General features: G+C 70.7%; 13 protein-coding genes and 2 tRNA genes. 4 read left to right on the top strand and 11 right to left on the bottom strand.

Annotated elements, in window-relative coordinates:
• Positions 1 to 125 precede the first annotated feature (125 nt).
• The 8 genes from JG616_RS09895 to JG616_RS09860 form a co-directional block, all read right to left on the bottom strand.
• A complete protein-coding gene (locus JG616_RS09895) occupies positions 126 to 734 on the bottom strand; it encodes an HNH endonuclease (RefSeq protein WP_234446640.1) in 609 nt (202 codons plus the stop codon).
• An 89-nt stretch (positions 735 to 823) separates the two neighbouring features.
• On the bottom strand, positions 824 to 2611 hold the full coding sequence (locus tag JG616_RS09890) for an acyl-CoA dehydrogenase C-terminal domain-containing protein (protein WP_199392461.1): 1788 nt from the start codon (positions 2609 to 2611) through the stop codon (positions 824 to 826).
• Between the two features lie 40 nt (positions 2612 to 2651).
• Positions 2652 to 3131 (bottom strand): LEA type 2 family protein, encoded by a 480-nt coding sequence (locus JG616_RS09885; RefSeq protein WP_199359899.1) that lies wholly within the window; start codon positions 3129 to 3131, stop codon positions 2652 to 2654.
• Positions 3132 to 3202: 71 nt separating this feature from the next.
• Positions 3203 to 4678, bottom strand: a complete 1476-nt coding sequence (locus tag JG616_RS09880; protein ID WP_199392531.1) for a Ppx/GppA phosphatase family protein — start codon at positions 4676 to 4678, stop codon at positions 3203 to 3205.
• A 50-nt stretch (positions 4679 to 4728) separates the two neighbouring features.
• The gene (ppk1, locus tag JG616_RS09875) at positions 4729 to 6891 is read right to left on the bottom strand and encodes a polyphosphate kinase 1 (RefSeq protein ID WP_199392460.1); all 2163 of its coding nucleotides are present in this window, start codon (positions 6889 to 6891) and stop codon (positions 4729 to 4731) included.
• Positions 6848 to 8206, bottom strand: coding sequence for a phosphate regulon sensor histidine kinase PhoR (gene phoR, locus JG616_RS09870; RefSeq protein ID WP_199392459.1), 1359 nt, complete (start codon positions 8204 to 8206; stop codon positions 6848 to 6850). Before phoR ends, ppk1 begins: the two co-directional genes overlap by 44 nt.
• A 9-nt stretch (positions 8207 to 8215) precedes the next feature.
• A complete protein-coding gene (gene phoB, locus JG616_RS09865; RefSeq protein WP_199359902.1) occupies positions 8216 to 8905 on the bottom strand; it encodes a phosphate regulon transcriptional regulator PhoB in 690 nt (229 codons plus the stop codon).
• Positions 8906 to 8992: 87 nt separating this feature from the next.
• Entirely contained in the window at positions 8993 to 10582 is a 1590-nt protein-coding gene (locus JG616_RS09860; protein WP_199392458.1) for a M48 family metalloprotease, read from the bottom strand.
• Positions 10583 to 10763: 181 nt separating this feature from the next.
• Here JG616_RS09860 and grxC point away from each other — a divergent pair, with 181 nt between their 5' ends.
• The 4 genes from grxC to JG616_RS09840 all read left to right on the top strand — a co-directional run bounded on the left by grxC (position 10764) and on the right by JG616_RS09840 (position 14210).
• Entirely contained in the window at positions 10764 to 11039 is a 276-nt protein-coding gene (grxC, locus tag JG616_RS09855) for a glutaredoxin 3 (protein WP_234446493.1), read from the top strand.
• Positions 11036 to 11422, top strand: a complete 387-nt coding sequence (locus JG616_RS09850) for a carboxymuconolactone decarboxylase family protein (protein ID WP_199359904.1) — start codon at positions 11036 to 11038, stop codon at positions 11420 to 11422. The genes grxC and JG616_RS09850 overlap by 4 nt, the downstream gene beginning before the upstream one ends.
• A 212-nt stretch (positions 11423 to 11634) precedes the next feature.
• Positions 11635 to 12648 carry an isocitrate dehydrogenase gene (locus tag JG616_RS09845; protein WP_199392457.1) on the top strand — a complete coding sequence of 338 codons (1014 nt, stop codon included), beginning with the start codon at positions 11635 to 11637 and terminating at the stop codon, positions 12646 to 12648.
• Positions 12649 to 12875: 227 nt separating this feature from the next.
• Positions 12876 to 14210 (top strand): Na+/H+ antiporter NhaC family protein, encoded by a 1335-nt coding sequence (locus tag JG616_RS09840; protein ID WP_199359906.1) that lies wholly within the window; start codon positions 12876 to 12878, stop codon positions 14208 to 14210.
• A gap of 251 nt (positions 14211 to 14461) precedes the next feature.
• Here the strand turns inward: JG616_RS09840 and JG616_RS09835 are convergent, their stop codons facing one another.
• The 3 genes from JG616_RS09835 to JG616_RS09825 all read right to left on the bottom strand — a co-directional run bounded on the left by JG616_RS09835 (position 14462) and on the right by JG616_RS09825 (position 15517).
• Positions 14462 to 15223, bottom strand: a complete 762-nt coding sequence (locus tag JG616_RS09835; protein ID WP_199392530.1) for a Bax inhibitor-1/YccA family protein — start codon at positions 15221 to 15223, stop codon at positions 14462 to 14464.
• A 73-nt stretch (positions 15224 to 15296) separates the two neighbouring features.
• A tRNA-Leu gene (locus JG616_RS09830) sits at positions 15297 to 15381 on the bottom strand.
• Positions 15382 to 15441: 60 nt separating this feature from the next.
• Positions 15442 to 15517 (bottom strand) — tRNA-Lys (locus JG616_RS09825).
• Positions 15518 to 15554 lie beyond the last annotated feature (37 nt).

Genomic DNA, 15554 nt, shown 5'->3' with positions numbered 1-15554 from the left:
GTGTTGCGGAGCCCGCAAGCCGCGTCAACGCGCGCGGGACGGCAGTTACGGCTGCTGCGCGTCACCTGCGGCGGTGATTGGTGACCGCGGTCGCGCGCGCTTTGCGAACTGCAACGCGGCGGGCGTCAGTGCCGGCGCCGCTTCGGCAGCTGGCTCGACAGGAAGGCCATCTGGTCGGCGAGGATGTTGCGGTTGGACAGGATCAGGTGCTCGATCCAGCTCGGGCGGTAGGGCACCGCCAGCAGCGGCATGGAGGCCTGCGCGGGCGTGCGTCCGCCCTTGCGCGAGTTGCAGGCGAAGCAGGCGGTGACCACGTTTTCCCAGATGTCGGCACCACCGCGCGAGACCGGGTGCACATGGTCGCGTGTGAGCTGCTGGCGGGCATGGCCGTGGCCGCAGTACATGCACAGGTGCTGGTCGCGCGCGAACAGCGCGCTGTTGGTGAGGGCCGGCGTGGGGTCGATGGCCCGGGCGTGGGCATGGCCGCGTGCGGCCACGATCGGATGCAGTTCGACCAGGCTGCGCTGGCCGGTGGCGCGGCTGGTGCCGCCGCGCACGGCCAGGCAGGGCTGGCCCAGGGTCCAGGCCACCGCGCCGCGGACATAGAGGCAGGTCGCTTCCTGCCAGCTCATCCAGTCCAGTGCGCGGCCGTGGGCATCGAGGGCCAGCAGGCGCACGCGTCCCAGCGCCGGGACCCCCGTGCCGGCCACCTGGGCGGTCGCCGGGGATTCCATGCCGCTGACGAGGCCCAGTCGAGCTCTGTCGGGTTCCATGGGAACAACAGCTTATACGCCCCCGGTGACGCCTTGTGTAGCGCCCGCGGTCAGCTGCCGAAGCTGTCCGCGTCGAGGTCCATCAGCGGGCCTGCGCCGGCGCGCATGGCCTCGGCGTGCGCCAGGGTGCGCGGCAGGATGCGGGCGAAGTAGAAGCGCGCGGTTTCCCGCTTGGCATCCTTGAACGCCGCCGGCAGTGACGCGTCGCGGGCGGCTACGCTGGCGCGCAGCCACCAGTACGCCAGCACGACGTAGCCGGAATAGAACAGGTAGTCCCAGGACGCGGCACCGATCTCGTCGGGATTGGCCGCGGCCGCCTGCAGCATGCCGGTGGTCAGCGTGGTCCACTCGGCGCACCGGGCGCGCAGGGTTGCGATGTCGGCCGCGACATCGGCGTCGCCGGCGTGCGCCGTGCAGAAGGCTTCGACGTCGGCCAGGAACAGCTTCAGGCCGGCGCCGCGCGAGGAGGCCGTCTTGCGCCCGGCCAGGTCCAGGGCCTGGATGCCGGTCGTGCCCTCGTAGAGCGTGGTGATCCGGGCGTCGCGTGCCAGCTGCTCCATGCCGTGCTCGGCGATATAGCCATGGCCGCCGAAGCACTGCAGCGCGTTGTAGGTGTTCTCGATTCCCCACTCGGTCTGGCAGGCCTTGGAAATCGGCGTCAGGAAGCTCACCAGGATTTCGGCGCGCTCGCGCTCGCCCGCGTCTTCGGCATGCGTGGCGACGTCGAGCAGGCTGCCGGCATGCATCGCCAGCATGCGGCTGCCCTCGGTCAGTGCCTTGACCGAGAGCAGCATGCGGCGCACGTCAGGGTGGACGATGATCGGATCGGCCGGCTTGTCGGGTGCCTTGGGGCCGGTCAGCGAACGCGACTGCAGGCGTTCGCGCGAATAACGCAGCGCGTTCTGCCAGGCGCGCTCGGACAGGCCGATGCCCTGCAGGCCGACGCCCAGGCGCGCGGAGTTCATCATCGTGAACATGGCCTTGAGGCCGCCATGCGCCTCGCCCACCAGCCAGCCCTCGGCGCCGTCGAAATTCATCACGCACGTGGCCGAGCCCTTGATGCCCATCTTGTGCTCGATCGAGCCGCAGCGCACGGCGTTGCGCCCGCCGACGCTGCCGTCGCGCGCGACCTTGAACTTCGGCACCACGAACAGCGAGATGCCCTTCGCACCCGCGGGCGCGTCGGGGAGCTTCGCCAGCACCAGGTGGATGATGTTGTCGGTGAAGTCGTGCTCGCCGGCGGTGATGAAGATCTTGGTGCCGGTGATGGCATAGCCGTCGCCGGACGGCTGCGCGCGCGTGCGCAGCAGGCCGAGGTCGGTGCCGCAGTGCGGTTCGGTCAGGCACATGGTGCCGGTCCAGCGGCCCTCGATCAGCGGCTTGAGGAAGACCTCGCGCTGCCAGTCCTCGCCGTGCTGGCGCAGGGCCTCGACCGCGCCGTGCGACAGCAGCGGAAAGTTGCCCCAGGCGAGGTTGGCGCCGTTGATCATCTCGCTGACGACGGTGCCGACCAGGTGCGGCAGGCCCTGGCCGCCGTGCTCCGGCGCGGCGGTGAGCCCCGGCCAGCCGCCGTCGACGTACTGCGCGTAGGCGGCCTTGAAGCCGTCGGGCGTGGTGACATCGCCGGTCGCGGGATCGTGGTGGCAGCCCTGCTGGTCGCCGACCGCGTTGAGTGGCGCCAGCACGCTGCCGCTGAAGCGCGCGGCCTCTTCCAGCACGGCGTCGATCACGTCGGGGGTGGCGTCGGCGTGGCCGAGGCGCGCGAACTGTGCCTGGGCATCCAGCACGTGGTCGAGGACGAAGCGGATGTCGGCGAGCGGGGCGGTGTACTGGCTCATGTGCGGCAGGGATCCTGTCTGTCTGCGATGGGAGGGGCGGTCAGCGCAGCACGCCGGGGAGGCCCGGGGTGGGGCTGAGCGCGCTCGTGCGCTTCACGGCATAGCTGCGGGCGCCGCCGCGGTCGGCGGGCGCGGCGCTGATCGTGCCGTCGAGCGCGTAGTCGACGCCGCGGCCGGCCGCCAGGGCATCGGCGAGCAGCATGCGTGCCGCCGACGCCGGCTGCATGCGCACGGCGACGACGTCGGCCGATTCGGGCCCGATCTCGAGCGCCGGGGCGTCGGTCAGGGATCCGGCGGCCTGGCCGCCGACGCTGACCGCGAGGTCGACCGCGTCGAAGCGCATCGGCACGCTGCTGTAGTTCTGCAGGCGCAGGCTGACCGACCAGCTGCCGTCGGCCTGCACGGCGAGCTGCTGGATGCTGGCGGCGGGTTCGGAGACCCGGCGGGCGGGACCGCTGGAGCAGGCCGCCAGCGCGGCGACGGCCAGCCCGAGTGCGAAAAGCGTGATTCGACGTGCCATTGCCGCCTCCGGAGTGCGCTCGCCGGAGCATAGCACCGCTCGATACGGTGGCGGATGGTGGACTCGGCGCGTCAGGTGATCCGCACCGTCAGCGCCAGCGCCGCGGTTTCGGCGGGCTCGCCGGCGAGGTCGGCCTGCAGCAGCGGGCGTTCGTCGAGGTAGCGGGCCGGCAGGCGCAGCTCCAGCACGTCGCCGCGCGCCACGGCGTCGAGGCCGGGAATGTCCGGGCGCTCGTGGCCGCGATGCAGCAGCACCGCCAGGCGCAGCAGCACCGACAGCTGGCGGGCGGCCGGCAGCAGGCGGTCGGGCAGGGCCTCGAACACGCTCTTGGGCACCTTGCGGCGATGCGCGCGCACCAGCGCGGCCAGGAACTCCTGCTCCTGGCGCGAGAAGCCCGCGATGTCCGAGTGGGCCAGGATGTAGGCGCCGTGCACCTGGTACTGGCTGTGCGCGATCGTCAGGCCAAGCTCGTGCAGGCGCGCAGCCCAGGACAGCATCAGGCGGTCGTCGGGGGTAAGCTGCCAGGCGGCGGCCACCTGGTCGAACAGCTTGAGCACGCTGGATTCGACGCGCAGCGCCTGGGCCACGTCGATGCCGTAGCGCAGCACCAGCGCGTCCACCGAAGCCTCGCGCGGGTCCTTGTCGCCGGCACGGCCGACCATGTCGTACAGCACGCCCTCGCGCAGCGCGGCCTTGCTGACCATCATCCGCTGCAGCCCGAGGCTGGTGAAAGCCGCTTCGAGCACCAGCAGTCCGCCGGCGATGATCGGGCGCCGCTCCTCCGACAGCCCGGGCAGGCTGATGTCGTCGATGTGCCCGGCACGCAGCAGCGCGTCGCGCACCACCGGCAGGGCGTCGGCCGTGATCGCGCCCTTGGTGAGCTTCATCGCCGCGCAGATCTCGCCGATCGCCTTGTTGGTGCCCGAGGCGCCGATCGCCTCCTGCCAGCCGAGGCTGCGATAGGTCGCGGCGAACTGCTGGAACTCCACCGAGGCTTCGATCACCGCGTCGCGCCACTTGCGCCTGGACAGGCGGCCGTTGCCGAAATAGCGCAGCGTGCCGGCGACCGCGCCCAGCTGCACGCTCTCGCGCTCGAGGGTCTCGAAGCCGCGGCCGATGATGCATTCGGTGGAACCGCCGCCGATGTCGAGCACCAGCCGCCGGTGTCCCGCCTTGGGCGGCTGCGCATGCGCGACGCCGAGATAGACCAGGCGGGCCTCCTCGCGGCCCGCGACGATCTCGATCGCGTGGCCGAGCGCGGTTTCCGCCGGCATCAGGAAGGCCTGCGGCGCGGCCAGCCGGCGCACGGTATTGGTCGCCACCGCGCGCACGCGGTGCGGGGGGATGTCGCGGATGCGCTGGCCGAAGCGCGCCAGGCACTGCAGCGCGCGCTGGCGGACGCCGGCATCGAGGCCGCCGCGGGCGTCCAGGCCCTCGGCCATGCGCACCGTTTCGCGCAGGCGGTCGACGATCCGCAGCTGGCCCAGGGTGTAGCGCGCCACGACCATGTGGTAGCTGTTGGAGCCGAGGTCGATCGCGGCGAGCATGTCGCCGTCGACCAGCGGCAGGCTCTGCGAGGCGGCGGCGGACGCCGGGCTCACCCGCAGATCTCCGCCAGCAGCGCCGACTGCGCCGAGTGCGGCGCCGCTCCCTCCGCGGGCGACAGCTGCACGTAGCGGCCATCGGCCTGCACTTCCCAGGCGTTGGTGTTGTCGGCCAGGTAGGTCTCGAGCGCCTCGCTGCGCACGCGCGCGGCGATCGCGGGATCGAGGATCGGGAAGCAGGTCTCGACCCGGCGCAGCAGGTTGCGCTCGAGCCAGTCGGCGCTGGCGCACCAGGTCTCCGGGGTGCCGTCGTTGCCGAACCAGTAGATGCGCGTGTGCTCGAGGAAGCGGCCGACGATCGAACGCACGCGGATGTTGTCCGAGACGCCGGGCACCCCGGGGCGCAGGGTGCAGGCTCCGCGCACGACCAGGTCGATCTGCACGCCGGCCTGCGACGCGGCGTACAGCGCGCGCACCACCTGCGGCTCGTTCAGGGCGTTCATCTTGGCGATGATCCGCGCCGGGCGCCCCGCGGCGGCGAGCTGGGCTTCGCGCTCGATGCGCTCGAGCACGCCGGCGTGCAGGGTGAAGGGCGACTGCAGCAGGCGCTTGAGGCGGATCGCCGGGGCGAGGCCGGAGATCTGCTGGAAGATCTGGTGCACGTCGCCGCCGATGTCCGGATCGGCGGTCATCAGACTGAGGTCGGTGTACGCGCGCGCCGTGCCGCTATGGTAGTTGCCGGTGCCCATGTGCACGTAGCGCCGCAGGCGGCGGCCTTCGCGGCGCACCACCAGCAGCATCTTGGCGTGGGTCTTGTAGCCGACCACGCCGTAGACCACCTGCACGCCGGCGTCCTGCAGGCGATCGGCGAGGCCGAGGTTGGCCTCCTCGTCGAAGCGTGCGCGCAGCTCGACCACGACCGTCACGTCCTTGCCGTTGCGCGCGGCCTGGACCAGGTGTTCGACGATCGGCGAATCGCGGCCGGTGCGGTAGAGCGTCTGCTTGATCGCGAGCACGCCGGGATCGGCCGCGGCCTGCTTGAGCAGCTCGAGCACCGGGGTGAACGCGTCGAACGGGTGGTGCAGCAGCACGTCGCGGGCGGCGATGCGTTCGAACAGGGCGTCGCTGCCGGCAAGCTGGCGCGGCTGGAAGGGCGGGAACTTGAGCTCCGGACGGTCGGCCTCGTTGTAGACCTGGATCACGCGGTTGAGGTTGACCGGCCCGTTGATGCGATAGACCGCGTTGTCGGGCAGGTCGAAGTTGCGCAGCAGGTCGCGCACGATCGGCTCGGGGCAGTCCGCGGCGATCTCCAGGCGCATCGCGCGCAGGTAGCCGCGGCCGACCAGCTCGTCGCGCAGCGCCAGCGCGAGGTTCTCGACCTCGTCCTCGTCGACGATCAGCTCGGAGTTGCGCGTGACGCGGAACTGGTAGGCGCCGCGCACCGCCATGCCGGGGAACAGGTCCTCGACGAACTCCGAGAGCATCGCCGAGAGGAAGACGAAGTCATGCTCGCCGCCCGAGACGCGTTCGGGCAGGCGGATGATCCGCGGCAGCGAGCGCGGCGCGCGGACGATGGCCAGGTGGCCGCTGCGGCCGAACGCGTCCTTGCCCTTGAGCACGACCACGAGGTTGAGCGACTTGTTGAGGATCTTCGGGAACGGATGCGCCGGGTCCAGGCCCAGCGGCGACAGCACCGGCAGGATCTCCTCGCGGAAGTAGGCGCGCAGCCAGCGGCGCTGGCGCGTGTTCCAGGTCTCGCGCGCCAGCACCCGGATGCCGGCGTCGGCCAGCGCCGGGCGCAGGATCTCGTTCCAGCAGGCGTACTGCGCCGCCACCAGCTCGGCGGTGCGCTCGTGGATGCGGCGCAGCACGGTCGCCGGCGACAGGCCGTCCGGCGCCAGCGGCACCTCGAAGTCCTGCGCATGGCGCACGGTCGCGGCGCGGATCTCGAAGAACTCGTCGAGGTTGGTGCAGGAGATGCACAGGAAGCGCAGGCGCTCGAGCAGCGGGATCGTCGCGTCCTCGGCCTGGGCGAGCACGCGGAAGTTGAAGTCGAGCTGGGACAGCTCCCGGTTGAGGTACAGCGCGGGATCGCGCAGCGGATCGTCCGCGGGCGGCGGGATGGCCGCCGGCGCGGCCGCGGCGGCGGCCCTGGCGCGGGGCGCGCGCCGCTCAGGCGTGCTGGCGGGAGGCGTGCGGGTCTTGCGGGTGCTCATGGGAATCCTTGCTGCGCGGAATGACGCGGCCCGCGCCGAAGCGACAGGTGAAGGTGCTGCCGCGGCCGACCTCGCTGGTGATGTCCAGCCGGGCCTGGTGCAGTTGCAGGACGTGCTTGACGATGGCGAGGCCCAGGCCGGTGCCGCCGGTCTCGCGGGTGCGGCTGCTGGAGACGCGATAGAAGCGTTCGGTCAGCCGCGGGAGGTGTGATTCGGGGATGCCGTAGCCGCTGTCCTCGACCGTCAGCGCGACGCCTCCGGCCTCGGCGGGCGCGAAGCGGATCGCGATGCGCCCGCCACTGGGGGTGTAGCGCACCGCGTTGGCGACGAGGTTGGAGAACGCGCTGTGCAGCTCGCGGCCCGAGCCGAGCAGGTCGACGCCGGCCAGGTCTTCGACCACGATCGCATGCCGACCCTGGCTCAGCGCCTCGGCTTCCCGGCGCAGGGTGGACAGCATCGGCCCGACCGCGACGTCCTCGTCGACGAGCGCGTCCTGCGCCTCCAGCCGGGACAGCGCGAGCAGGTCCTCGACCAGCTGGGTCATGCGCTGCGACTGCCGGCGCATCTCGCCGATGATCGGCTCCCACTCCCCGCTGTCGGCGGGATCGAGCATGTCGAGATAGCCATGCACCACGGTCAGCGGCGTGCGCAGTTCATGCGAGACGTTGGCGACGAAGTCGCGGCGCATCTGCTCCAGCCGCATCAGCTTGCCGACGTCGCGCGCGACCAGCAGCCACAGTGCATCGGAGTAGGGAATCAGGCGCAGGCTGATGCGGATCGCGGGATCCGCGGGCGAAGCCGCGTCGACGATCGGCTCCGCATGCCGGCCGGCGCTCAGCCAGTGCGACAGCGGCAGCGGCTGCAGCCGCTCGACCAGGCTCGCGCCCTTGTCGCGGGGATAGCGCAGGCCGAGCAGGGTGCCGGCCGCAGCGTTGCACCAGATCAGGCGCTGGGTGTTGCGGTCCACGACCACGAGCGCGTCTGGCAGCGCGGCGGCGATCGCGCGATAGGCGCGCATCATCTCCACCAGTCGGCGTTCGCGGCCGCGCACCTCGCCACGCGCGCGGTGCAGCAGGCGCTCGACCTGGGTCCAGGCGCCGCCGCCGGGTCGTGGAGGCGGCAGCCGCACGCGCGCGTCGAGGAGGTGGGTGATCCGCTGCAGGCGCAGCAGGTGGCCGGCCAGCAGCGCCAGCGATCCGAGCGCCAGCGCCGGCCAGGGATGGCCCACGGCCAGCCCGGCGAGCAGGGAGGCGACAAGGACCAGGGCCAGCGTGGCCAGGGTCCGCTGCCAGGGCGGCTGGAGGGTTGGCGGCATGCCGCCAGTCTAGACCGAGGCGGAGAATCGGTAACCCGCGCCGCGCACCGTCTGCACCATGCCGTCGAGTTCGAACGGCTCGAGCGTCTTGCGCAGGCGGCGGATATGCACGTCGACCGTGCGCTCCTCGACGTAGACGCTGCCGCCCCAGACGTGGTCGAGCAGCTGCGAGCGCATGTAGACGCGGTCCGGGTGGGTCATGAAGAAGTGCAGCAGGCGGTATTCGGTGGGGCCGATCGACACCGGCTCGTCGCCGGCGAAGACGCGGTGCGCGGCGCCGTCGATGCGCAGGCCGCCGACCGAAACGCTGCCGTCCTCGTCGTCGTCGCGCGAGCGCCGCATCACCGCGCGGATCCTGGCCAGCAGTTCGCGCGCCGAGAAGGGCTTGACCACGTAGTCGTCGACCCCCGCCTCGAGTCCGCCGACGCGGTCGTTCTCCTCGCCGCGGGCGGTGAGCATGATGATCGGTACCTCGCGCGTCAGCGCTTCGCGGCGCCAGCGCCGGGCGAGCTCGATGCCCGTGGTGCCGGGCAGCATCCAGTCCAGCAGGATCAGGTCGGGAACCCGGTCGGCGATCGCCTCCTGCGCCTGCTGGGCATCCCCGGCATGCACCGGCTCGTAATCGCCCTTGCGCAGGGCGAAGGCGACCATGTCGCGGATGGCGGGTTCGTCGTCGACGATGAGGATGCGCTTCTGCACGCGGTCACCGCTCGCAGTGGGGTCAAGCGCCATTAGACGACGGTTTGGTGACAGTGCGGTGACACTGTCACGGGACTCCGCTGGCGGCTACTTGCGCAGGTCGGGATCGCGGATGCCCTGGCGGCGCAGTTCCAGCACGGTGGGCGTGATCGACGCGATGCGGGCGTCGATGCGCGCACGCGCGTAGTAGTCGAGGTCGTCGCGGCGACGCAGCGTGTTGAGCTGCACCAGGGCCTGCTCGGCGCGACCGTTCAGATAGGCGCTTTCGGCCCAGGCCTCGCCGGCGCGCACGGAGTCGCCGGCGATTTCGCTGGCGCGGGCGAACGTGCGCTGGAACACCGGATCGTCGCCGGCGCTGGCACTCAGCGGGCGCAGGATGTCCTGCGCGCGGCGCCCGGCCTCGCGGTTGTTGCGCTCGGCCAGCACCTCGGCATAGGCGAGGACCACGGAGCGGTTGCGCGGCATGCTCCGCACCAGGCGTTCGAACCGGGCGTCGGCGGCGGCGTGGCGGCCTTGGCGCGCCTCGGCCTGGGCCAGGCCCAGCTGCAGCCAGGTATCGTCGGGATGCGAGGCCAGCAGCGTCTCGAAGCCACGCGCGGCCTCGGCGCCGTTGCCGGCCAGCAGCTGGGCCACGGCCAGGCCATAGCGCTGCGCGTCATCCAGGGCCACCGAACGTCCCAGCCGTCCGTACTCGCTGATCGCCTCGCTGGGCGTGTTGGCGCTCAGGACCCGCAGGCGCTCGCGCACCCAGCCGAACTGCGCGTTGCCAGTGGCGTCCTCCGCCGCCCCGGCGGGCACGGCGACCGGACGCAGCCCGGGGGGTAGCAGCGGATTGTTGCCGGCCAGGCCGGACGTGGCGAAGGTGCCGCCCGCGCGGCCGTCGTACTGCTCCGCGAGCTGGCGGGTCTCGCTGATGCGGGTCGTGGTGACCGGGTGCGAGCGCATGTAGTCGGGCAGGCGCTCGCGTTCGCCGCCCTGGTTGGTGCGCGACATCGCCTGCATGCGTTCGAACATCCGCGCCATGGCCGCGGTGTCGTAGCCGCTGCGCGACAGCGTGCGCATGCCGAGGCGGTCGGCTTCGGATTCGTTCGAGCGGGTGTAGTCGATCTGCCGCTGGACGGCCAGGCCCTGCACGCTGGCGATCGCCGCCATGCCGGCATCACCCGCCGAGCTGCTGCCCGACTGGGATGCCACGGCCACCGCGCCCAGCATGGCCAGCAGCAGCGGGACGCTGTCGCGCTGCGCCCGCTCCACGCCGCGCAGCACATGGGCCTGGGTCACGTGCGCGACCTCGTGCGCCAGCACGCCGGCGACCTCGTCCTCGCTCTCCGCCGCCAGCACCAGGCCGGCATTGGTGCCGATATAGCCGCCCAGGGTGGCGAAGGCGTTGATCGAGCGGTCCTTCATCATGAAGAAGGTGAAGGGCTGGGCAGGCTGGTCGCTGGCCGCCGCCAGACGGTTGCCCAGTCCGCGCAGCCAGCTGTCGACCAGCGGATCGTCCAGCACGTAGTCGTAGTGGCGAAGCTGCGCCAGCAGCATCTGCCCGTATTCCTCCTGCTGGGCCGGGGCCAGCAGCGTATGGGCCGAGGAGCCGATGTCGGGCAGGCGCTGCTGCGCGACCGACGGCGCGGACGCGAGGACGAGGACCAGGGCGATGGCGGCGGGAAGCAGGCGCATGCGGAGGCGGAAGGTCCTGTCGAGGGTGGAGGACAGCATGGGGGCGGGCCCGTCCGGCGGAGTGAATAGCCCGTTAATCCATGCGGCCGCGACGCTGCGGGCCAGCAGCCTGCGCTGGATTTCACGCCCGGGGGCCGCACAATCAGACCATCGCAGCCCCCGCAAGTTTCCGGAGACCGACTTGAACGACCCAGCTTCCCCCCAGATCACCCTGTACACCAGCGCCGTGTGCGGCTACTGCGTCGCGGCCAAGAACTTCCTGCGCAGCAAGGGCCTGGAATGGTCGGAGGTGCGCGTGGACCTCGACCCCGCCGAGCGCCAGCGCATGGTCAGCCTGGCTGGCCGTACGTCGGTCCCGCAGATTTTCGTCGGCGACCACCACGTCGGCGGCTACGACGACATGATGGCCCTGCACCGCGCGGGCGGCTTCGAGCCGCTGCTGGGCAAGGGCGCATGAGCGGCGGCGACGCGGACCGGGTCCGCGCCTTCGGTGAATTCCGCGAGCGCATGAACGAGCGCATCCTGGCCGAGCCCAACCAGGTGGTGCGGCGGTTCTTCGCGCTCGACACCCAGGCCTACCAGGCCGGCGTGCTCGACGTGGCGACCAAGGAACTGCTGGGGCTGGTGGCCTCGCTGGTCCTGCGCTGCGACGACTGCATCAGCTACCACGTGGCCAAGTGCCGCGATGCCGGGATCGGCCGCGACGCGATGTTCGAAGCGTTCTCGATCGGCCTGGTGGTGGGCGGCAGCATCGTGATCCCGCATCTGCGCCGCGCGGTCGATTTCCTCGACCAGCTGGAGGCCGGAGCCGATGCGCCGGCGGAGCATTCGCACGACTGATCGCCGGGGCGGACGCCGTCGAGGCGCCCGCCAAGGTGGCGCTGCCGGTTGGTCCGATGGGGGTGCTCCGGCCGGAAGACGACGACGTGCGCCGCGCCCGCGTGCCGCCGCAGCCGGCAGGACGGGCCTGCGTTTGGCATAATCGGGCGATGCATTCCGTCCCAGACGCCCCGCCTCGTGCCCGGCGTCCCCCCAGCATGGACCTCTACACAATGACCCAGACAATCACGGTCATCCGCGGCGATGGCATCGGCCCGGAGATCATGGACGCCACCCTGCACGTGCTCGATGCGATGAAGCTCGGGCTCGCGTACGAGGAGGCCGACGCGGGCCTGGTGGCGCTCGAGAAGCACGGCGAGCTGCTGCCGCAGGCGACCCTGGACTCCATCGCCCGCAACCGCGTCGCGCTCAAGAGCCCGCTGACCACGCCCGTGGGCGGTGGCTTCTCGTCGATCAACGTGCAGCTGCGCCGGCACTTCGACCTGTACGCCAACGTGCGGCCGGCGACCTCGTTCCCGAACACCCGCTCGCGCTTCACCGAGGGCGTGGACATCATCACCGTGCGCGAGAACACCGAGGGCGCCTACACCGCCGAAGGCCAGGAAACCGCGCCGGACGGCAGCTGGGCGGTCTCGATCACCCGCAACACCCGCAAGGGCTCCGAGCGCATCGTGCGCTACGCCTTCGAGCTGGCGCGCCGCGTCGGCCGCAAGAAGGTGACGGTGGTGCACAAGGCCAACATCCTGAAGTCGACCTCGGGCATCTTCCTCAACGCCGCGCGCGACGTGGCCAAGGAATACCCCGACATCGAGTGCAACGAGATGATCGTCGACAACTGCTGCATGCAGCTGGTGATGCGTCCCGAGCAGTTCGACGTCATCGTGACCACCAACCTGTTCGGCGACATCATCTCCGACCTCTGCGCCGGCCTGATCGGCGGCTTGGGCCTGATCCCCGGCGCCAACATCGGTCACGACGCGGCGATCTTCGAGGCGGTGCACGGCTCGGCACCTGACATCGCCGGCAAGGGCATTGCCAACCCCTGCGCGCTGCTGCTGGGTGCGGCGCAGATGCTCGACCACATCGGCATGGCCGACCGCGCGGCGCAGCTGCGCGCGGCGATCGTGGCGACGCTGGAAGCCAAGGATTCGCTGACCCCGGACCTGGGTGGCAGCGGCACGACCATGTCCTTCGCGCAGGCGATTGCGAGCCGCCTGGCGGTCTGAGCAACGCGCCAGCCGGCTGGTTCTCGCAGCCGCACTTGGGCGGAGACAGCCGGGAGTCGTTATGGCATCGCGGCTGTAGCCACTCCTGCAGGGAGAGGGCACGGGACTTGATGAAACGGGCGCTTCGGCGCCCGTTTCGTTTCTGGAACACCATCGTCCCGGGCGGCGCCTCGACACGGCCCGGCCGAGGCCCCCACAATCGCCAATCCTTTCATGCGGATAGAGCGATGGAAACCCGCCCCAGCGCGCTCGCGCTGACGCCGCTGCTGCTGTTCCTCGCGCTGTTCTTCGGCAGCGGGCTCTATTTCACGCTGCAGGGCGAAGAGATGGGCTTCTACCAGCTGCGTGCACCGGTCGCGATCCTGCCGGCGCTGGCGCTGGCCGCCTGGATCGCCCACCGCCGCGGAGTGAAGCCGGGCGAAACCCTGCTCCGCGGCATGGGCGACCCGAACATCATGACGATGTGCCTGATCTTCCTGCTGGCCGGCGCCTTCGCCTATGTCTCGCAGGCGATCGGCGCGGTGGATGCGGTGGTTTCGCTCGGCATCGGCGCCGTGCCGGCGGGCCTGCTGCTGCCTGGGCTGTTCGTGGTGGCGGCGCTGATCTCGCTTGCCATCGGCACTTCGATGGGCACGATCGCGGCCGTGGTGCCGATCGCGCTGGGCGTGGCCGACGCGTCCGGCCTCGACCGCGCGCTGGTGCTCGGCGCGGTGATCGGTGGGGCGATGTTCGGCGACAACCTGTCGGTGATCTCGGATACCACGATCGCCGCCACCCGCAGCCAGGGCGCCGAGATGCGCGACAAGTTCCGCGAGAACTTCCGCATCGCCCTGCCTGCTGCGCTGCTGACCATCGCGTTGCTGGCCTTCCTGGGCGACCCGGCGCCGGTGACGACCGACGAACCGGTCTCCGCCTGGCTGGTCCTGCCCTACGTGCTGGTGCTGGTCCTGGCCCTGAGCGGGCTGGACGTCATCCTGGTGCTGGGTATCGGGCTGGCGCTCGCGGGGATCTTCGGCCTCCTGCTGGCGCCCGGCTATGACCTGGCGCATCTCGCCGGTGACATCTGGACCGGCTTCGAGGGCATGACCGAAATCCTGCTGCTGTCGCTGCTGATCGGCGGGGTGGGCGCGCTCATGAAGGCCGCGGGTGGGCTGGAGTGGCTGGCACGCGTGATCGCGCGCTTTGCACGCGGACACGCCGGCCGCCGGACCGGCGAGTTCAGCATCGCTGCGCTTTCGGCGACGGCGGACGTGTTCACGGCCAACAACACGGTGGCCATCCTGGTCAGCGGCGACGTCGCGCGCGACATCGCCCGGCGCCACGGCATCAGCCCCCGCCGGGCCGCCAGCGTCCTCGACATCTTCGCCTGCGTGCCCCAGGGGATCCTGCCCTACGGCGCGCAGATCCTGCTTGCCGCCGGCCTGGCCTCGGTCTCTCCGCTGGCCCTGTCCGGCACGGTGTTCTATTGCTGGATCCTGGCCGTGGTGGCCATGGCGTTCATGGCCTGGCCCCGCCGGCAACTTTCGGCCCGGGCGAACATGGAGGACCGGGGGCCGGCGTAGCTGCCAACAGCAGAAGCCTTGCCACGGATTTGCGCGGATCAAGGCGGATTTACGCGGATAGAGCAAAGCGTGGGGAAAAGGCGAGCGCCTGATGCCGCGACAGGCCAGGCCCAGCTCCTGCCGTATCCGCGCGAATCCGCTTTGATCCGCGCAAATCCGTGGCAATCGCTGTTCCACCGTTGCTCCAAGGCGCCCAAGAAGAAGGGCGCCCATGGGGCGCCCTTCGGGAATCAACCTTCGGCGAAGAGGGCTCAGTTGCGCGACTGGAGCTTGGCCAGCAGGCGCAGGAACTCGATGTACAGCCACACCAGGGTGACCATCAGGCCGAACGCGCCGTACCACTCCATGTACTTCGGCGCGCCCTGCTCGGCACCGGTCTCGATGAAGTCGAAGTCCAGCACCAGGTTCAGCGCCGCGATCACGATGACGAACAGGCTGAAGCCGATGCCGACGATGCCGTTGTCGTGGATCATCGGGATGTTGATCCCGAACAGCCCCAGCACGATGGTCGCGAGATAGACCAGCGCGATGCCGCCGGTGGCCGCGATCACGCCCAGCTTGAAGTTCTCGGTGGCCTTGATCCAGCCCGAGCGGTAGGCGAAGAGCAGCGCGAACAGGGTGCCGAACGTCAGCATCACCGCCTGCATGACGATGCCTTCGTACAGGTGGCTGTAGAGCGCCGAGATCGCGCCCAGGAAGAAACCTTCCACCAGGGCGTACATCGGCGCGGTGACCGGCGCCCATTCCTTCTTGAACACCGTGACCAGGGCCAGGATGAAGCCGCCGATCGCGCCGCCCCACACATAGATGGAGAAGCCGGGTGCGAGCTCGCCGGCGGCGGTAAACGCCTGGCTCCAGGCGAAGGCCGCGGTCAACACGGTGAGCAACAGCAGGAAGGCGGTCTTGTTGACCGTGCCGTTGATCGTCATGGCCCCGGCGTCACGCGACACCACGGTGCCGCTGCCTAGGTCGAGAAACGTGGAGTCGGACAGGACCGGATTGCCGCTGCGCATGGATTCCCCCAGGGGTTCAGTGAACATTGCCAGGGGCGAGGATACACGGCGCCGCGCGGCGGACGCGTCGGGGTGGTGCGAAAGGGGGGACTCGAACCCCCACGCCTTGCGGCACTGGTACCTAAAACCAGGGCGTCTACCAATTCCGCCACTTTCGCGCTGGCCCGCAGCCGTCCCGCGGACAAAAAAACGCCCGGCAGGGCCGGGCGCTTCGGGTTTGGTGGGCCGTCAAGGATTCGAACCTTGGACCTATTGATTAAGAGTCAACTGCTCTACCAACTGAGCTAACGGCCCCGAGCGGGAAATCCTACCAAACCGATGGCCGGTCGAT

It is taken from the genome of Luteimonas sp. MC1895 (assembly GCF_016457215.1).
Lineage (GTDB): Bacteria > Pseudomonadota > Gammaproteobacteria > Xanthomonadales > Xanthomonadaceae > Luteimonas.
Note: the sequence above shows the minus strand (reverse complement) of the source record. Positions and strands in the feature narration are given on the sequence as shown.